Below are 18,912 nucleotides of genomic sequence, written 5' to 3'. Positions count from 1 at the left end.
GCATTTTGCAAAGTGGGGAAAAATGTGTTATACTGAGCCGGATGCCAGACTGACCCGTAAATGATATTTTTAGGGAAATGGGATTTTGCTATGAAAAAGATTTTATTCATCTGCCACGGCAACATCTGCCGCAGTCCGATGGCGGAGTTTGTGATGAAGGATATGGCCGCTAAAGCCGGGGCAGGGGAGCGGTTCGTCATTGACTCTGCGGCGACAAGCACCGAGGAGCTCGGCAACCCGGTCTACCCACCGGCGCGGCGGGAGCTGGCGGCGCACGGCGTGTTCTGCGGGCCGCACACGGCGCGGCAGATGACGCGGGCGGACTACGACAAATACGACCTGCTCATCGGGATGGACAGCGCCAACATCCGCAATATGACGCGCATCTGCGGCGGCGACCCGGCGGGCAAAATCCACCGTCTGCTCGACTACACCACCCGCCCCGGCGACGTGGCCGACCCGTGGTACACGGGTGATTTTTCGGCCACCTGGCGGGACGTTGCGGAAGGCTGCCGCGGTCTTTTGAAGGCAATCACCTCTCTCACCTCGCAAGCCATGTAAAAACATTGCATTTATGTGCGATATGTGCTATGATATTAAAGGATTATTTCCATCCAGTCAAGTTCAATCCGAAAGGAAAGAGTGTATACAATGGGAAAATACTTTGGTACTGACGGCTTCCGCGGGGAGGCCGGTGTCACCTTGACCGCCGACCATGCCTACAAGGTTGGCCGCTTCCTCGGTTGGTATTACGGTATGCTGCGCCAGCGCAACGGCGAGGCCACCACGCCGCGCATCGTCATCGGCAAAGATACCCGCCGCAGCTCCTACATGTTTGAGTACAGTCTCGTCGCAGGCCTGACGGCTTCCGGCGCGGACGCCTACCTGCTGCATGTCACCACCACACCCAGCGTCGCATATATTGCCCGCGTGGACGACTTTGACTGCGGCATCATGATCTCCGCCAGCCACAACCCCTATTATGACAACGGCATCAAGCTCATCGACTGCTACGGCGAGAAGATGGACGAGGAAACGCTGCTGCTCGTCGAGGATTACCTCGACGGCAAGCTGCACGTCTTTGACCAGGATTGGCCCGAGCTGCCGTTTGCCAGCCGCGACCATGTCGGCTGCACCGTCGACTACGTCAGCGGACGCAACCGCTACATGGGATACCTGATCTCTCTGGGGATTTACTCCTTCAAGGGGGTCAAGGTCGGCCTGGACTGCGCCAACGGTTCCAGCTGGAACATTGCCAAGAGCATTTTTGATGCTCTCGGTGCAGACACCTACGTCATCAACAACAAGCCCAACGGCCTGAACATCAACCTGAACGCCGGCTCCACCCACATTGAGGGTCTGCAGAAGTTCGTCGTGGAGAACCACCTCGACATCGGCTTTGCCTACGACGGCGACGCCGACCGCTGCCTCTGCGTGGATGAGAAGGGCAACGTCATCACCGGCGACCATATCCTGTACATTTACGGCTGTTACATGAAGGAGCGCGGCAAGCTGCTGATGAACACCGTCGTCACCACCGTCATGTCTAACTTCGGTCTGTACAAGGCGTTCGACGAGCAGGGCATCGGCTACGCCAAGACTGCCGTCGGTGACAAGTATGTTTATGAGTACATGGCCAAAAACGGCTGCCGCATCGGCGGCGAGCAGAGCGGCCACATCATCTTCTCCAAGTACGCCAGCACCGGCGACGGCATCCTGACGAGCCTGAAGATGATGGAGGTCATGCTGGCCAAGAAGAAGCCGATGAGCGAGCTGGCCGCACCGCTGAAGATCTATCCGCAGGTGCTGAAGAACGTCAAGGTCACCGACAAGAAGGCCGCGCAGGATGACGCCGATGTGCAGGCCGCCGTCAAGGCCGTAGGCGAGGCTCTGGGCGACACAGGCCGCATCCTGGTCCGTGAGTCCGGCACCGAGCCGCTGGTCCGCGTCATGGTCGAGGCTCCCGAGCACGAGACCTGCGAAAAGTACGTCCAGCAGGTCGTGGACGTCATCAAGGCCAAGGGCTACGCAATTTAATTTGTTGTAAAAGTTTACACCGCGCTGTGGAGAATCCGCAGCGCGGTGTTTTATTTCACTCCCGGCAAAAAACGCCCGCACGTCACAAAAACATGACGTGCGGGCGTTTATTATGCCTTTACTTTAAGAGCAATCGCTCAGATTACAGCTGCGGGCCGGCAGAGACCAGAGCCTTGCCGTGCTCGTTGCCTTCGTACTTGGCGAAGTTCTTGATGAAGCGGCCGGCCAGATCCAGAGCCTTGGTCTCCCACTCGGAAGCATCCTTGTAGGTGTCGCGGGGATCGAGGATGGCGGGATCGACGCCGGGCAGAGAGGTGGGAACCTCAAAGTCGAAGTGCGGGATCTTCTTGGTGGGGGCCTCGTTGATAGCGCCGCTCAGGATCGCGTCGATGATGCCGCGGGTATCCTTGATGGAGATGCGCTTGCCGGTGCCGTTCCAGCCGGTGTTGACCAGGTAAGCCTTGGCGCCGGACTTCTGCATCTTCTTGACCAGCTCCTCAGCGTACTTGGTGGGATGCAGCTCCAGGAAGGCCTGGCCGAAGCAGGCAGAGAAGGTCGGGGTGGGCTCGGTGATGCCGCGCTCGGTGCCGGCCAGCTTCGCGGTGAAGCCGGACAGGAAGTAGTACTGGGTCTGCTCGGGGGTCAGGATGCTGACCGGGGGCAGAACGCCGAACGCATCAGCAGACAGGAAGATGACGTTCTTGGCAGCAGGTGCGGAGGAAATCGGGCGAACGATGTTCTGGATATGGTTGATGGGGTAGGACACACGGGTGTTCTCGGTGACGGACTTGTCAGCGAAGTCGATCTTGCCCTCGGCGTCGACGGTAACGTTCTCCAGCAGAGCGTTGCGCTTGATGGCGTTGTAGATGTCGGGCTCGGAGTCCTTATCCAGGTTGATGACCTTAGCGTAGCAGCCGCCCTCGAAGTTAAAGACGCCGTTGTCGTCCCAGCCGTGCTCGTCGTCGCCGATCAGCAGGCGCTTCGGGTCGGTGGACAGAGTGGTCTTGCCGGTGCCGGACAGACCGAAGAAGATGGCAGTGTTCTTGCCCTCCTTATCGGTGTTGGCAGAGCAGTGCATGGAGGCCATACCCTTCAGCGGCAGGAAGTAGTTCATCATGGAGAACATGCCCTTCTTCATCTCGCCGCCGTACCAGGTGTTGATGATGACCTGCTCCTTGCTGGTGATGTTGAAGGCAACGCAGGTCTCGCTGTTCAGGCCCAGCTCCTTGTAGTTCTCAACCTTAGCCTTGGAGGCGTTGTAAACAACGAAGTCAGGCTCAAAATTGGCCAGCTCCTCAGCGGTGGGCTTGATAAACATGTTGGTGACAAAGTGTGCCTGCCAGGCCACCTCCACGATGAAGCGGATAGCCATGCGGGTGTCCTTGTTGGCGCCGCAGAAGGCATCGACGACGAACAGGCGCTTGTTGCACAGCTCCTTCTTGGCGATGTCCTTCACGGCAGACCAGGTCTGCTCGGTCATGGGGTGGTTGTCGTTCTTGTACTCGTCGCTGGTCCACCAAACGGTGTCCTTGGAGTTCTCGTCCACGACGATGTACTTGTCCTTGGGGGAACGGCCGGTGTAAACGCCGGTCATGACATTGACAGCGCCCAGCTCGGTGACCTGGCCCTTCTCATAGCCGGTCAGCTCGGGTTTGGTTTCCTCCTCGAACAGCATCTCATAAGAGGGGTTATGCACGATCTCGGTCGTGCCGGTAATGCCATACTTAGTCAAATCCAGATTTGCCATGTTTACATATACCTCTTTCTCTATACTTTTGGCTGAATGGGGGACAAGGGGACTAAGTCAGCCTCCTAGTGCCCCATCCTGACATTTATTATACAAAGATTTCGGCATAAAAGCAAGTTCAAATTCTTTCAAAGATTGTGACATTATTGTAAAATAGTTTGAATTTTACATATCGTATCCCCGCAGGGGCGGATTCTATATCCGCCCCTGCGTTGCAGGTGTACCGGCAAAAAAGGACGCACCCTCCGGCACGTCCCTTCTCAATATCATTTACGCATCCGAGCGCGAATACGCATTCTTCATGCCGCTGCTCAGCTCAAACAGGACCTTATTCAGGGCGTCCGTCGTCTCGGCCTTGACCATAGCGGCCAGCTCCTCGTTGGCCTTGGTGCGCAGGGCGGCACGGGCGGCGGGGTCGGCCTCGCCGCGCTGGGCATCATCATAGGCGTTGATGATGCCGTTGGCTTTGCTGCCGACGCTCAGCGTGTAGCGCTCGATGTGGAACACCGATTTTGCGTAGGACGCATCGGCCATGGCGGCCAGCAGACGGCTGGCCCAGTAGAAGTTGTCGGTGGAGACATCGCCCGTCGTGTTGGACAGGTACTCCGGCGTCGTGTCCACGTTGGCGTAGAAGGGCACCATCGTGTTGAAGGCGTTGGACGCAAAGGCCAGCCACTCCACAGCGCGGAAGTCCTCCGGTACGTCGGGGCGCATTTGCAGCAGTGCCATAAAGTCGTTGCGGTTCACGCCGATGGGACGGTAGATGCCCCTCTCGGAAGCCGTGGCCGCATAGGGGTCATACGGCGTGCCCTGATAATGGCTCGACAGCACGTACTTTACGTCCTCGGGCGTGATTTTTTTCTCGGGCACCATGCACCAGGGCAGGTCGTCGGAGCGCGGCGTAAAGTCGGCGTCCGGGCCGTCCCAGGCGAACGTATTGGGGTTGAAATAACGCAGCATGTACCAGCCGCGGGGCGTGTTGTAGACATGGTCGGCATCGTCGTGGCTGCCGAAGGTGTCGCGCGGATTCAGCGCACCGTCCAGGGACAGGTCAAGATGGTACTTGTCGATAAAGCCGCGCAGGTCAGCGGAGCACATGAACTCCTTCTGCCCGCCCAGTGCGTCGTCCAGGTCGAGCGTGTCAAGGCCGAGCTGGTTCGGCATGACCACATAGACGTCATCAGGCACGCGGCGGGCCATCCAGTGGTGGCCGCCGATGGTCTCGAGCCACCAGACCTCGTCCGCATCCTGGAACGCGATGCCGTTCATCTCATAGGTGCCGTACTGCTCCAGCAGACTGCCAAGGCGCCGGACGCCCTCGCGCGCGGAGCGGACATAGGGCAGGACCAGATAGACAATGTCCTCCTCGCCGATGCCGCCCTTGACGAGCGGGTCAGCGCCCAGCACGCGCGGGTTGGAGGTAATGGTCTCGGTAGCCGTCATGCCGACGTTGGCCGCGTTGACGCCGCTGGCCGCCCACAGGCCCTTGCCTTCGACAGCGTTGGGCACCGCGGTAATACGCAGGCCGCTGTCGGGCAGCGGGATCTCGACGCCCGAAATGACGGATTTATAGACCGCGGGGTAGTCCTGCGGCTGAAAAACGGTAAACTTTTTGGCAGTAAAATGGCCGGAGCCGGAATCGTCGTTGCGGGCGATCATCGTGGACCCGTCGTAGGACGCATTTTTTCCGACCAGAATGGTGGTGCAAGCCATGGTTAAACATCTCCTTATCTCTCTTGGCCCTCTCTGCGAGGGGGCTCCGCCCGCAGGCGGTGGGGGAGAGAACCTTGCCATTGTCCGAAATATTCCGGATAACCGCAAGGTTCTCTCCCTCCGGCCCTGCGGGGCCACCTCCCTCGCAGAGGGAGGCAAGTATGGCATCCTTTACATTATAAACTCATTTTTTCAAATTTCAACCGTCACATTTCCTGCGCCACACCCTGCGCGATCACACCGCTCTGGTAGGCTTCGACCAGGGCTGTCAGGTCACGGATCAGCGCCTGCTTGCGCCCGCCCTCGTCGGTGTCGCGCACCAGAATGCGCTGGGGCGCAGTATAGATATACTCGCTCTTGCTGGCAATGTCCTCGTCCTCGTGGATGGCCTTGTCCACGCTCTCAAACGGCTGGTGGGTGCGCAAGATCAACCCGCGGGAGTTATAGACCAGTGTGTAGCCGGCTATGCCGGTGCGCCGGTGGTAGGCACGGCAGAAGCCGCCGTCAATAATGATGAGCCGTCCGCCGCCCTTGATGGGGCTTTCCCCCTCGATGGCGCGGACCGGGACATGGCCGTTCACGATGTGGCTGCCCTCGCCGGACAGTCCAAATTCGCGCAAAATATGCTCGGCGGTGCGCGGGTCGGCAATGTGCCTGTAGTAGGGGTCCTTGATCTCCACCTGGGCCGCCGGGTCGGCAATATAGAGCCGCTCAAACGTCGTCATGGCGCTGCGGCCAAACAGCGGCGATTTTGCCCCGCACCACAGGTACCACAAAAAGTCCTGTCCGGCCAGCCGTGCCGGGCTGCCCGCGGGCGCGCTGTAGCCCTGGCGGGCGCGGCGGTCACAGTAGTCGAACAGCTGCTTGCCGCTGCGGGCGGTGCCCTCAAACCGAATGGCCGCAAACGCGCCGTCCTCGGTCATCGGCACTGCGCCATGGTAGAGCAGATTGCCGTTGCACATTTTATAAAACGCGCCGTGGGCGTACAAAAATTGCACATGGCGCTGCAGGCGCTCGCTCTCGGCAAAGCTGCGCACCAGCTCGGCGGCGATCTTTTCCTCGTCGGCAGTCAGCGCGGCGGGGTTGGCCGGGTCAACGGTGGGAAAGTCGCAGTCCAGCAGGGGATAGGTCGTACCGAAATAGTCCACCGTGCCCGCGGCAAAGTCAATGTGGTTCAAAAAGTCGCGGCCCTGCAAATCAAAATCCGGGTTGCGGGCAATGACCTGCGCCTCCAGCTTGAGCATCATAACGGTCACGGCCTTGTGCATCCGCGCGGCGGCGGTCAGGTCGCCTGCCGCTGTGCGCTGGTCGGCGTGGGGCAGCCAGCGCGAAACATCGGAATCCGCGTAAGTATGCTGGGCAAAGCGCTCCAAGCGGCGCAGGCTGATGCCGTAGCCGCCCTCCAGCGTGTCAAGATTGTTGTAGGCCAGCGTTGTTTTCAGCACGGTCATAATGCAGAGCGGGCTGCCCGCTGCCGCGCCCATCCAGACCACGTCGTGGTTGCCCCACTGGATGTCCACCTGATGATGCGCCATCAGACTGTCCAGAATGCGGTCCGGGCGCGGGCCGCGGTCAAACAGGTCGCCCACAATGTGCAGACGGTCCACGGCCAGCCGCTTGATGACCTCGCAGAAGCGGATAATATAGGCGTCGGCGCGGTCATAGCGGATGATGCTCTCAATGATCTCGCCGTAATACTGGTCCTTGTCGTGGTCCTCAAAGTGGGCGTGAAGCAGCTCGTCGAGGATGTAGCCGCAGTTCTGCGGCAGACAGCGGCGCACATGGTCGCGGGTATGCTTGCTGGACACGAACCGGCACAGGTCGATGAGCCGCAGCAGCGTCATACGATACCAGGCGTGCAGGTCCCTCTGGCGGGCTTTCAGCTCGGGCAGCTTCTGATTGGGATAATAGACGAGCGTCGCCAGCTCGGCACGCTCCTCGGCGGGGACACCGTTGCCAAGCACCGTGTCGATTTTTTCACGGATGACGCCCGATGCGCTGTTTAATATATGTACGAACGCTTCGTGCTCGCCGTGCAGGTCACTCATGAAGTGCTCGGTGCCCTTGGGCAGACGGAGCAGGGCCTCAATGCGGATGATCTCGCTGGCCGCGGCGGCCACGGTCTGGTATTTCTGAGACAGCAGGCGCAGATAGCGCAGATGCTCATCGGAATATTGCACGGGCAGGACCTCCCTGTACTTTTCTTACATCTATATGGAAGTATAGCACACCTTGCGGCAAAACAAAAGGCCGCAGCCCGGAATTTTGGGCTGCGGCCTGATGATTTTTAGGGCAGGGACTCTGTAGGGGCGGTTTCTATATCCGCCCGTGGACGTTTACCCTGCGTTCATCTTTTTTCACAACGGGATGCTGCCAAGCGGGCGCATATAGAATGCGCCCCTACGGTGCAGCATGGCTGCACATTTTTTTGCAATCACTCGATCTCAATCAGCGTCTGCTTCGGCTCGAGCTTCTTGGCCTCGGCCTTGGGCAGATGCAGGGTCAGGATGCCGTTCTCAAACTTAGCGCTGATATCCTTGGGCTCCAACTCCTTGCCGACGTAGAAGCTGCGTGCGCAGCTGCCGGTAGCACGCTCCTGGCGGATATAGCGGCCCTCGTTGTCCTTGTCATCCAGCTCCTCATTGCGCTGGGCGCTGATGGTCAGATAGCCGTTGTCCAAATCCAGCTTGACATCCTCCTTCTTGAAGCCGGGCAGATCAACGAACACATCGTAGCTGTCCTTGTTCTCGCGGACATCGGTTTTCATCACATTGGCGGCACGTTTGCCAAACATGCCGCGGGGCGCAGCGGCCTTCATGGCGCGGTCAAAATCGTGCTCCCAATCGTTGCTGAACAGATCATCCATCAAAGCCTCATTGAACATATACGGAACCATCATCATAAGTCATTCCTCCAATTTTCATCGGCCGCCCGTTTTGTTTGTGAGCGGTTGACTTTTGATACACATTGTTGCGTTCCCTTTGGGGATTCGGTTCTTCCGTTCCTCTTTCCCTTGGAACGCCTCTATAATAGCACCGAACATTAGCACTGTCAATAGTAGAGTGCTAATGTTTACATGTTATGTAATGTTTGTTCACAAAATATGTAATAAGTTTTGTTGAATTACGATGATACGTCTGTTTTGCTAGCCCGTAGGGAGGGGTCTTGACCCCTCCGGGACGTTTGCGGCAGCCGCAGACCACCCCGGGACGCATGTATGCTGCCTGGGAAAGTGCATCACTGCCACAAGCCTCCTGCGGAGGGGTCAAGACCCCTCCCTACGACTTACCCGCAAGTGCCCGCTAATGGGAAGCCTGCGCTCCGGTCATGCGCGGGGCAGCCTTTGCTTTCTAACGCCTGCTCACGGGGGAGAAAGCTTCTCACCTTTACATTATGTCGTATTCAATCGGCGTCTCAAACAGCCGTGCCGCCTTCTCCCGGTCCTCGGTCTGGCCCAGCGCCCACATCAGCTTGACGGCGACAGCCTCGGGGGTCATGTCGCGGGCCTCCAGGACGCCGGGCAACTCACCGACGGCGCGGCCCACCTCGTAGACGGCAAGGTCGCAGCCCTCGTGCGGGACCTGCGTGGTAAACACCGCCAGCCGCCCGCTCTCACACCAGCGGCGCAGGGCGGCGAACATCTCGCCGTGCTCCCCGCCCGGCAGGCCGCCGACGCCGAAGCTCTCCAGCACCAGCGCGCGGTAGTGCGGGGCCAGCAGCGGGATGATGTCCGCCCGCATGCCCGGCACAAGCCGCAGCACAAAAACGGCGGGCTCAAGCCTTTCATAGAACCGCACGGGCGGCTGGTCCGTGGGGCGGCGCAGAAACGTCACCAGCCGCGTATCGCGGAACACCGCGGTCTCGGGGTAGTCGATGCTGGAAAACGCATTGAAGCTGCGCGTCCGCGTCTTGCGCGCGCGTGTGCCCAGAATGACCTTGTTGTCAAACACCAGCTGCACACCCCATGCGCCGTCGCTGACCGCGTAGACGAACGCGCGGTAGAGGTTGTTGCGCGCGTCGGTATCGCGGTTGTAGATGGACTTCTGGCTGCCGGTCAGCACAACGGGCTTCGCGCTGTTCTGCACCATGTAGCTGAGCGCCGCGGCGGTGTAGGCCATCGTGTCTGTGCCGTGGGCGATGACAAAGCCGTCGCAGGCATCATAATTTTCTTTGATGCAGCGCACAATGCTCTGCCACTGCACGGGGCCGACGTTCGTCGAATCCAGGTTGAACACCTGCACAGCGCTGACCTCGCACAGGTCGGCCAGCTCGGGCACGCAGGCCAGCAGCTCCTCTGACGTGATGGCCGGGGCCAGCCCGCCCGCCGCCGTAGGGCGGCTTGCAATCGTCCCGCCTGTGGCGAGAAGCAGAATTTTTTTCATCAAAGTACCTCACTTCCTTGGCCCCCTCTGCGAGGGGGCTCCGCCCGCAGGCGGTGGGGGAGAGAGCTTCACGGTTATCCGAAATATTTCGGGTCATGGCAAAGTTCTCTCCCTCCGGCCCTACGGGCCACCGCTCCCCTTCTGGCGCAAGCGCCACCTCCCCCGTATCGGGGGAGTCTGTCTCGCAGAGGGAGGCAAGAGCTTTTCATTCCGCCCACATCAGATGCCGCTCCGCGACGACCTGGGCGTCCAGTGTGCGCGGACCTGCCGTAAAGCGCACGGTCACACGGCGTCCCGCAACGCTTTCCACGGTGCCGGGGCCAAAGACGGCATGCCGCACATGGGCACCGACGGCGGTGATGCTGTCCACATCCACGGGCGGCAGCGGGGCGCGTGCCGCGGGCGGGGGTGTGCGGCGGCCCGCGGGCTCGGCGTCGTGGCGTTTGCGGTGGCCGGGCAGACCGGACAGCACCTCATCCACAAAGGTCGAGCGCTCCGCCGCGCAGTCAAACAGCACCAACTGCTGCCGCGCGCGGGTCATGGCCACGTAAAACAGCCGTCGGTCCTCCTCATACTGCTGTGTCTCACCGGGCGTGCGGCAGCACAGCTCCGGCTTGGCGGGCAGGATGCCGTCCAGCACATCCAACAAAATGACCCGGTCATATTCCAGCCCCTTGGCCGAATGGATCGTCGACAGCAAAAACCTGCACCCGGGCGGATTCTCATGGTTTTGTATGATGCTGCGCAGCTTTTCCAGCCGCCGCAGCAGGTGCCGCGGCGTCGGCTCCTGTGCGCCGAGCATTTCCAGCACAGCCAGCTTCGTGCGGTCCATGCCGCTTTTGTCCAGATATTTGCCGTAGCCCAGCTGGTCGGCCAGGAACCGCACCGCATCGTCCGCGGCCATTTTGGGCAGACGCGCCAGACCGTCCGCCACGTCAGCCATGGCGGCGCGGGTGCGCGGACGGATGCTGTCCTCATTCAGCAGGGCCGTCCAGCAGCCCTGCCCGTACTGCCGCGCCTGATTGCAGGCAAACAGCGCCTGTGCGCGGGTGACGGGCACGCCGAATTTGTAGTAGCAGCGCAGAAAAGTTTCCCCATCCGCGGGGTGTGCGGCCAGCGTGAAAATATCGGTCACATCGCGGACGATCTTGTTGGTAAAAAAGGTCTGGTCCACTGCCTTGCAGGCGTAGGGGATGCCCCGCCGCTCGCACAAGTCGATGATGGGCAGTGCGCTCTCGTGGTTGCGGAACAGCACCGCCGTCCCGGTATCGCAGTGCTGCGCCGTCTCAAACAAGAATGGCAGTTGGTCGGCACGGCGCGGCACGGTGACGATCTGCAGCGGTGCGCCGGGACCCTGCGTCGGCGCGATGGTCTTGGGGCGGCGATAGCGGTTGCGCGCCACAAAGCGGTTGGCAGCCTCCAGAATCGGCTCTGTGGAGCGATAGTTCTGCTCCATCAGCAAAATCTGTGCGCCGGGATAGGTCTTTTCAAAGTCCATAAGCGCCTGGGGGTAGGCGGCACGGAAGCCGTAAATGCTCTGGTCCTCGTCGCCGACCATAAAGATATTGCCGCTTTCCTGCGCCAGCACGCGGATAATTTCATGCTGTACCTTGGACGTATCCTGCGACTCATCGATGCAGAAATACTTGTACCGTTTGCGGAACGCCGCCGCAACCGCGGGCGCACCGCGCAGGATTTGCAGCGCAAAGCAGAGCTGGTCGTCGTAGTCCATTTTGTGCGCGGCCTTCAGCGCCTTCTGGTAGCCGCGGTACAGGTCGGGCAGATTCTCAATGTCGGTTTCCAGCTCGTCCAATTCCGCGTCGGTCAGGCACATATTTTTAATGTAGGTGATGGCCGTGCGCAGATCCTTGACCGTGCTCTCGGCGGGGTACTCGTGGTTTGTGTCCTGCCATAGCCGCATGAGCAGCGGCGTGGTCTCGCTCTCATTGCGGATGAGCTCCGGCGGGGTACGGCCATACATGCGGCTGTACAGCGCGATGATACGCGCCGCCACACCGTTGATGGTGCGGAACTCCAGCCGTGCGGCCAATTCGCCGCCGAACCGCGCCGCGAACCGGGTGCGCATCTCCTGCGTGGCGGCGACGGTGTAGGTCATTGTCAGGATGGCTTCCGGCGCAATGCCGCAGACCTCGGTCATATAGCCCAGCCGGGTGATGAGCACGGTGGTTTTGCCGCTGCCCGGCACAGCCAGCAGCAGCACCGGGCCGTTGACCGCCTCCACCGCCGCGCGCTGCTGGTCGTTCAGGGCCGCCAGATGGGCCGTTTCAAATATAGCCTTGTCCATGGCAGTTCCTTTCGTGCAGTATCAATTGCCGCGCAGTAGGGGCCGCACATGTGCGGCCCGCAGCTTCACGGGGGACGCCCGCCTATAGGCAGGCCGCGGGCCGGGCATGCCCGGTCCCTACAGTGTTTTCCTATTGTACCATACATCCCGCACAAAAGCAAAGCAGCCGGTCCATGCCCTCCTTGCCGAGCAGTAATTGCGCGCGTGAAAACCGGTTTAACATGTATCGTTCCTCTCTCGCCCGTAAACGAGTTCTATGGGCAAAGCCGCGGGCCGGGCATGCCCGGCCCCTACTTCTCTATATCCCTACTATGCAGATGTGATTATAAATGTCAACCTTGCAAAGTGTAAAAACCTGCAGCGTTTCAGCCCGCGTATTTTGTCACCCCCAAGTCTTGGATAAACGCGCACACTGTGGTACAATATGTAAGAAAGAGCAAACTCCCCATAACCAAAGGACGTCACCATGAAACAAGGCAATTTGAATATACGCTGCACCGAAGATTACGCGGTGCTGTACTGGGATAAACCCGCCGCCGCGCCCAGCGGGGCGGAATACACGGTCTCCCTGAACGGCGAGGCCATTGGCCGCACAGACCGCACCCATTTTACGATAGAGGGGCTGAGCTACGGCAGTGCCTTCCGGGTGGACGTGGTCAGCGGCAGCTACTGCATCGGCTCGGCCACGCTGCAGTTCGGCAGGGAAAAACGCCGCATCGACATTACCGCCGCGCCCTACTTCTGCAAGGGCGACGGCCATATCCTGAACACCGACAATTTACAGCGGGCCATCAACGACTGCGGCGCGGACGATATTCTGTACGTGCCGGCGGGCGATTTCCTGACCGGCGCACTGCGGCTGCACAGCGATTTGGAAATTTATCTGGCCAAGGGCGCGGTCCTGCAGGGCACAACGAACATTCACGACTATTCGCCCCGCATCCCCAGCCGGTTTGAGGGCACCGAGATGCGCTGCTACTCAAGCCTTTTGAACGCGGGCGACATGAACCACAAGACCGGCCCGAACTGCCGCAATATCATCATCCGCGGCAGGGGCACGATCTGCGGCGGCGGGCAGGAGCTGGCCCGCAAGATCATTGAGGACGAGCGTGCCCGCATCAAGAGCTTTCTGGACGACAACCGGGAGCTCGTCGAAAGCTGCGAGAACAGCGACACGCTCCCGGGCCGCGTCCGCCCGCGGCTTATCAATTTAAGCAACTGTGAGAACGTCTGGATCAGCGGTATCACGCTGAAAAGCGGCCCGTCCTGGAACGTCCACATGATCTACTGCGACGACATCCAGACCGACCACTGCACCTTTGTGTCCGAGGGCGTCTGGAACGGCGACGGCTGGGACCCGGACTCCTCGACGAACTGCACGCTGTTTGCGTCGGAGTTCTTCACGGGGGACGACGCTGTCGCCATCAAGAGCGGCAAAAACCCCGAGGGCAACGAAATCAACCGTCCCTGCGCGCATATCCGGGTGTTTGACTGCCGCAGCGACTGCGGCCACGGCATCTGCATCGGCAGCGAGGTGAGCGGCGGCGTGGAGGACGTGCAGATCTGGGACTGTGATCTGGCAAACTCGCTGTCCGGCATCGAGATCAAGGCTACACCCAAGCGCGGCGGCTATGTGCGCGGCGTGACCGTGCGGGACTGCATCACGCCCCGCGTCATGCTGCACAGCGTACCGTACAATGACGACGGTGTGCCCGCTGGTGCCCCGCCGAAGCTCGAGCACTGCTTCTTTGAGCGGCTGACCCTGACCGCCGAGGTACTGGACCATGATCGCAGCCGACACGATGCCGCCCCGATCGAGATCGCGGGCTTTGACAAGCCGGGCTATGAGGTCGAGGACATTGTCTTTAAGGATATTACCATCACCAAGCCGTCCGTCGCCCTGCCGCTGGGGCTGTGCAAGGGTGTGACGCTGAGCAATCTTGCGTGTGTGAAGGAATAAGCCTAAAGCCTCCCCACTTTATGAACAAATCTTAAAACTTCCTTACACCCTCTTGCACCGCGGTGCAGGAGGGTGTATTATTATCATGTTTTAATAATTAACACAAGCCAACTATTAACAGGAGGTGTTCACAGATGGGCACTGAAGCCCCTTATCTGAGCGGGGTGTTCCGCTTTGCGGCGCGGCTGCACACACTGTCCAAGCGCGGGATGCGCATGGCACTGGCCGGGCAGCCCAAATGCCGCTATGGCATGCTGCAAAGTCTGTACAATCTCATTGAGCAGCACGGCTGCGACGGCGCGATCTATGTCTCGGGCATTGCGCGGCAGATGCACCAGCCTATGCCGGCGATTTCCCGCGGGCTGCGTCAGATGGAGCAGGACGGCCACATCGTCCGCGAGACAGACCCCAAGGACCGCCGCAAGACGCTGGTGCGCATCACCCCGGCAGGGGAGCGCGCCCGCAAAGCCAATGAGCAGGCCATGAACGACTACTTTGCCCGCATCATGGCGCGGCTGACCCCGGAGCAGCTGGCGCAGGCCAACGCCGTAAAGGACGCTCTGCTCGCCGCCATCGAGGCCGAGAACGCCGCTATGAAAACCGATTTGAAAGGAGAACCCCCGCATGACGAAAATTTTTAAGCAGCTGGGGCGGCACTGGGCGGCCTGCCTGGCCGTCGTTGCGCTGCTCATCGTGCAGGCATACTGCGATTTAAGCCTGCCCGACTACACAAGCAAAATTGTGGACACCGGCATCCAGCAGGGCGGCATTGAAAGCCCCGTGCCCGACACCGTCCGCAGCACAACGCTGCAGGCGCTCGAGCTGCTCATGTCCGAGAACGACGCCGCACTGGCGGACGAAGCCTACACCGACCCCGATGCGGACGGTATGCGCACACTGAACCCGGACGCGGACACCGCCGCGCTGGAAAATGCGTTCACAACGCCGGACGTTGTGCTGTACATGGCCGCGGCGAAGAATGCCGCCACTGCCGCCGGTGCCACCGACACCGTGGTCCCCACGGCCTATGACCTCGACGCCGTCGCCACGCAGCTGGCCGCCGCGTCCCAGGCCCCCGGCGCACGGGAAATGCTGCAGAGCCAACTGACGGACGGTCTCGCCCAGCTGGACGAGACCGTCGCCGACAGCCTGTCCAGCCAAGCCATGCTGCTCGTCGCGCTGGAATATGACGCTCAGGGCATTGCCCATGACGTGCAAATGTCCTATCTGCTGCGCACGGGCGGCCAGATGCTGGCTTTAACGCTGCTCATGGTTGCCGTGGCCGTCGCCGTAGGCTTTATCGCGTCCCGCGTCTCCGCCGCCATTGGCCGTGACCTGCGCCGCGACGTGTTCAGGACCGTCGTCGGCTACTCCAACGCCGAAATCGAAAAATTTTCCACTGCTTCGCTGATTACCCGCACCACGAACGACATCCAGCAGGTGCAGTTCGTCTGCGTGATCCTGCTGCGCATGGTAGCCTACGCGCCCATTTTGGGCATTGGCGGCATTATGCACGTTGCCAGCGGCAACACGGGGCTGGAATGGATCATCTTTGTGGCCGTGGCCGCACTGCTGGCGCTCATCGCCGTTTTGATGAACGTAGCCATGCCGAAATTCAAGCAGATGCAAGTTTTGGTGGACCGGCTGAACCTTGTCAGCCGCGAAATCCTGACCGGCATTATGCCCATCCGCGCGTTCAGCCGCGAGGAATTTGAGGAAAAGCGCTTTGACAGGGCCAACACCGACCTGATGAAGACCCAGCTGTTCACCAACCGCACGATGGTCGCCATGATGCCGTTTATGACGCTCATCATGAACGGCACAAGCCTTCTCATCGTCTGGTTCGGCGGCAAGGCGATGGATCTGGGCAACATGCAGGTGGGTGAGATGATCGCGTTCATCACCTACACGATGCAGATTGTCATGTCGTTCCTCATGCTCTCGATGGTCGCCGTCATGCTGCCCCGCGCCGGTGTGGCTGCGGACCGCATTGACGAGGTCATCAAGACCCCCTCGACCATCCATGACCCCGATGCGCCCAAGGCACTGCCCGCGGACGGCACCCACGGCGTTGTGGCGTTCCATGACGTCAGCTTCCGCTATCCCGGCTCCGACGAGGACGCGCTCGAGCACATCAGCTTCACGGCCAGACCCGGCGAGACAACGGCCATCATCGGCTCCACGGGCTGCGGCAAATCTACGCTGCTCAACCTGATCCCGCGCTTCTACGATGTGACCGAGGGCAGCGTGACGATTGACGGCGTTGACGTGCGCGACATGACCCAGGCACAGCTGCACGACGAGCTGGGCTATGTACCGCAGAAGGGCGTGCTGTTCAGCGGCACGATCACATCCAACCTGAAGTTCGGCGGCGACCACATCACCGACGCCGACGCAGAGCAGGCCGCCGAGATCGCTCAAGCCACGGAGTTCATCTCCGCCAAGCCCGAGGGCTTCGACAGCCCGATTGCCCAGGGCGGCAGCAACGTCTCCGGCGGGCAGAAGCAGCGCCTTTCGATTGCCCGCGCCATTGCCAAGCACCCGCAGATCTATCTGTTTGACGACAGCTTCTCGGCGCTGGACTACAAGACCGACGTGGCGCTGCGCCGTGCGCTGAAGGCTAAAACCGACAACGCCACGGTCATTATTGTGGCGCAGCGCATCTCCACCGTGCTGCACGCGAACCAGATCCTGGTGCTGGATGAGGGGCGCCTCGTCGGCAAGGGCACCCATGCCCAGCTGATGGAAAGCTGCCCCGCGTATCAGGAAATTGCGCGCAGCCAGCTGAGCCAGAAGGAACTGAATTTGCAGAAGGAGGGTGAGTGATATGCCAAGACCCGGACGCATGACGACGGAGCGCGCCAAGGACTTCAAGGGCACGCTGCGCCAGCTGCTGGCCGCCATGAGCAAGTATAAGCTGTCGCTGGTCGTCGTCATTGTTTTTGCTGTTCTGTCAACCATTTTCAACATTGCAGGGCCGAAGATCCTGGCCAAGGCCACCACGGCGCTGGCCACCGGCTGGATCGCCAAGCTGCGCGGCGTGGGCGGCATCGACTTTGCCTACATCGGCAAGGTGCTGCTGTTCCTGCTGGGCATGTACCTGCTGTCCGCGGCGTTCAGCTTCATTCAGGGCTGGCTCATGTCCGGCCTGTCGCAGAAGGTCTGCTACGACTTCCGCGACCAGATCAGCAAAAAGATCAACCGCCTGCCGCTGGCCTACTTTGAAAAGCGCACCGTCGGCGAGGTGCTGTCCCGCATTACAAACGACGTGGATACGCTGGGCCAGAGCCTGAACCAGAGCGTGACCCAGCTGATCACCAGCGTTGCGACGATGGTCGGCGTGCTCATCATGATGCTGTCCATCAGCCCTAAAATGACGCTGATCGCCCTACTGATCCTGCCGGTCTCGCTGGCGCTGGTGCTGGTGGTCGTCAAGTTCAGCCAGAAGTATTTCAAGGCGCAGCAGGCGACACTGGGCGTTGTCAACGGTCAGGTCGAGGAGGTCTACTCCGGCCACAACGTCATCAAGGCGTTCAACCGCGAGGCCGCCGTGCTGGACGACTTCAACGCCGCAAACGATAAGCTGTACGAATCCGCGTGGAAATCGCAGTTTTTGTCCGGCCTGATGCAGCCCATCATGAACTTTGTGGGCAACCTGGGCTATGTGGCCGTTGCCATCGTCGGCAGCATTTTTGCCGCAGCGGGCGCCATCACCATCGGCGATATTCAGGCGTTCATCCAGTACGTCAAGAACTTCACCCAGCCTATCCAGCAGCTGGCGCAGGTGTCCAACATGCTGCAAAGCATGACCGCCGCCGCCGAGCGCGTCTTTGAATTTTTGAACGAGCCCGAGGAGGACCAGCTGGCCGACCCCGCCCGCCGCGCCGACCCCGCCTGCATCGACGGTCAGGTCACATTTGACCATGTAAAGTTCGGCTACACGCCGGAAAAGACCGTCATCCACAATTTCAGCTGCAATGTCAAGCCCGGCCAGAAGGTCGCCATCGTCGGCCCCACCGGCGCGGGCAAGACCACAATGGTCAAGCTGCTCATGCGGTTCTATGATGTGGATTCCGGCGAAATTTTGCTGAACGGCCACAACGTCAGGGACTTTGACCGCAGCGACCTGCGCGAGGGCTTCGGGATGGTGCTGCAGGATACCTGGCTGTTCAAGGGCACGATCATGGAGAACATCCGCTATGGCCGTCTGGATGCCACGGACGAGGAGGTCATTGCCGCCGCGAAGGCTGCAAACGCCGACCACTTTATCCGCACGCTGCCCGGCGGCTACCAGATGGAGCTGAACGAAGACGCCTCCAACGTCAGCCAGGGCCAGAAGCAGCTTTTGACGATTGCCCGCACGATTTTGGCGGACAACCGCATCCTGATCCTCGATGAGGCGACATCGAGCGTTGACACCCGCACCGAGCAGCGCATCCAGACGGCTATGGACCGCCTGATGCAGGGCCGCACGAGCTTCGTCATTGCGCACCGCCTGTCCACCATCCGCGATGCCGATTTGATCCTGGTCATGCGCGAGGGCGACATTGTCGAGCAGGGCACCCACGACGAGCTGATCGAAGCCGGCGGGTTCTATGCCGATTTGTACAACAGTCAGTTTGAGGATGTGACGGCTTGACAAATTGACGCAGGTTGGTTCTAAGGCTTCCCCCGCGGGGGAAGCTGTCCGCGAAGCGGACTGATGAGGGCAAAGCTCCCGCAGCCACCCATTTATGAGCAGTATCCGCAGGGTCGCCCTCATCCGACC

At 60.5% G+C, this 18,912-nt stretch carries 12 protein-coding genes; 6 read left to right on the top strand and 6 right to left on the bottom strand.

From position 1 onward, the window contains the following. Positions 1-90: 90 nt before the first annotated feature. Both B5D32_RS01600 and glmM read left to right on the top strand, forming a co-directional pair. On the top strand, positions 91-561 hold the full coding sequence (locus tag B5D32_RS01600) for a low molecular weight protein-tyrosine-phosphatase (RefSeq protein ID WP_078783327.1): 471 nt from the start codon (positions 91-93) through the stop codon (positions 559-561). 90 nt (positions 562-651) lie between these two features. Further along, positions 652-2,037 carry a phosphoglucosamine mutase gene (gene glmM, locus B5D32_RS01595; RefSeq protein ID WP_078783326.1) on the top strand — a complete coding sequence of 462 codons (1,386 nt, stop codon included), beginning with the start codon at positions 652-654 and terminating at the stop codon, positions 2,035-2,037. Between the two features lie 142 nt (positions 2,038-2,179). Here the strand turns inward: glmM and pckA are convergent, their stop codons facing one another. The 6 genes from pckA to B5D32_RS01565 form a co-directional block, all read right to left on the bottom strand. Beyond that, positions 2,180-3,784, bottom strand: a complete 1,605-nt coding sequence (pckA, locus tag B5D32_RS01590) for a phosphoenolpyruvate carboxykinase (ATP) (RefSeq protein WP_078783325.1) — start codon at positions 3,782-3,784, stop codon at positions 2,180-2,182. Between the two features lie 270 nt (positions 3,785-4,054). After that, on the bottom strand, positions 4,055-5,497 hold the full coding sequence (locus B5D32_RS01585; RefSeq protein WP_078783324.1) for a C69 family dipeptidase: 1,443 nt from the start codon (positions 5,495-5,497) through the stop codon (positions 4,055-4,057). Between the two features lie 206 nt (positions 5,498-5,703). Next, on the bottom strand, positions 5,704-7,677 hold the full coding sequence (locus tag B5D32_RS01580; protein ID WP_078783323.1) for a fructose-1,6-bisphosphatase: 1,974 nt from the start codon (positions 7,675-7,677) through the stop codon (positions 5,704-5,706). A gap of 254 nt (positions 7,678-7,931) precedes the next feature. After that, the gene (locus B5D32_RS01575; protein ID WP_143402642.1) at positions 7,932-8,399 is read right to left on the bottom strand and encodes an Hsp20/alpha crystallin family protein; all 468 of its coding nucleotides are present in this window, start codon (positions 8,397-8,399) and stop codon (positions 7,932-7,934) included. Between the two features lie 484 nt (positions 8,400-8,883). Next, positions 8,884-9,879 (bottom strand): asparaginase, encoded by a 996-nt coding sequence (locus B5D32_RS01570; protein WP_078783322.1) that lies wholly within the window; start codon positions 9,877-9,879, stop codon positions 8,884-8,886. 205 nt (positions 9,880-10,084) lie between these two features. Beyond that, entirely contained in the window at positions 10,085-12,184 is a 2,100-nt protein-coding gene (locus B5D32_RS01565) for an ATP-dependent helicase (RefSeq protein WP_078783321.1), read from the bottom strand. A gap of 466 nt (positions 12,185-12,650) precedes the next feature. On the opposite strand from B5D32_RS01565, the gene B5D32_RS01560 reads away from it, so the two are divergent. The 4 genes from B5D32_RS01560 to B5D32_RS01545 all read left to right on the top strand — a co-directional run bounded on the left by B5D32_RS01560 (position 12,651) and on the right by B5D32_RS01545 (position 18,783). Beyond that, positions 12,651-14,144, top strand: coding sequence for a glycoside hydrolase family 28 protein (locus tag B5D32_RS01560; protein ID WP_078783320.1), 1,494 nt, complete (start codon positions 12,651-12,653; stop codon positions 14,142-14,144). A gap of 134 nt (positions 14,145-14,278) precedes the next feature. Continuing rightward, positions 14,279-14,785 carry a MarR family winged helix-turn-helix transcriptional regulator gene (locus tag B5D32_RS01555; RefSeq protein ID WP_078783319.1) on the top strand — a complete coding sequence of 169 codons (507 nt, stop codon included), beginning with the start codon at positions 14,279-14,281 and terminating at the stop codon, positions 14,783-14,785. Next, positions 14,769-16,970, top strand: a complete 2,202-nt coding sequence (locus B5D32_RS01550; RefSeq protein WP_078783318.1) for an ABC transporter ATP-binding protein — start codon at positions 14,769-14,771, stop codon at positions 16,968-16,970. Before B5D32_RS01555 ends, B5D32_RS01550 begins: the two co-directional genes overlap by 17 nt. A gap of 1 nt (position 16,971) precedes the next feature. Then, on the top strand, positions 16,972-18,783 hold the full coding sequence (locus B5D32_RS01545; protein ID WP_078783317.1) for an ABC transporter ATP-binding protein: 1,812 nt from the start codon (positions 16,972-16,974) through the stop codon (positions 18,781-18,783). The last annotated feature ends 129 nt before the right edge of the window (positions 18,784-18,912 follow it).

This window comes from Gemmiger formicilis (assembly GCF_900167555.1).
Taxonomy (GTDB): domain Bacteria; phylum Bacillota; class Clostridia; order Oscillospirales; family Ruminococcaceae; genus Gemmiger; species Gemmiger formicilis.
This window is presented reverse-complemented; position numbering and strand designations above follow the sequence as displayed.

What these genes read in the sequence shown, in the direction of transcription:
- B5D32_RS01600 (WP_078783327.1), top strand. Translation starts at nt 91, where the DNA reads ATGAAAAAGATTTTATTCATCTGCCACGGCAACATCTGCCGCAGTCCG.
- glmM (WP_078783326.1), top strand. Translation starts at nt 652, where the DNA reads ATGGGAAAATACTTTGGTACTGACGGCTTCCGCGGGGAGGCCGGTGTC.
- pckA (WP_078783325.1), bottom strand. Translation starts at nt 3,784, where the DNA reads ATGGCAAATCTGGATTTGACTAAGTATGGCATTACCGGCACGACCGAG.
- B5D32_RS01585 (WP_078783324.1), bottom strand. Translation starts at nt 5,497, where the DNA reads ATGGCTTGCACCACCATTCTGGTCGGAAAAAATGCGTCCTACGACGGG.
- B5D32_RS01575 (WP_143402642.1), bottom strand. Translation starts at nt 8,399, where the DNA reads ATGATGATGGTTCCGTATATGTTCAATGAGGCTTTGATGGATGATCTG.
- B5D32_RS01570 (WP_078783322.1), bottom strand. Translation starts at nt 9,879, where the DNA reads ATGAAAAAAATTCTGCTTCTCGCCACAGGCGGGACGATTGCAAGCCGC.
- B5D32_RS01565 (WP_078783321.1), bottom strand. Translation starts at nt 12,184, where the DNA reads ATGGACAAGGCTATATTTGAAACGGCCCATCTGGCGGCCCTGAACGAC.
- B5D32_RS01560 (WP_078783320.1), top strand. Translation starts at nt 12,651, where the DNA reads ATGAAACAAGGCAATTTGAATATACGCTGCACCGAAGATTACGCGGTG.
- B5D32_RS01555 (WP_078783319.1), top strand. Translation starts at nt 14,279, where the DNA reads ATGGGCACTGAAGCCCCTTATCTGAGCGGGGTGTTCCGCTTTGCGGCG.
- B5D32_RS01550 (WP_078783318.1), top strand. Translation starts at nt 14,769, where the DNA reads ATGACGAAAATTTTTAAGCAGCTGGGGCGGCACTGGGCGGCCTGCCTG.
- B5D32_RS01545 (WP_078783317.1), top strand. Translation starts at nt 16,972, where the DNA reads ATGCCAAGACCCGGACGCATGACGACGGAGCGCGCCAAGGACTTCAAG.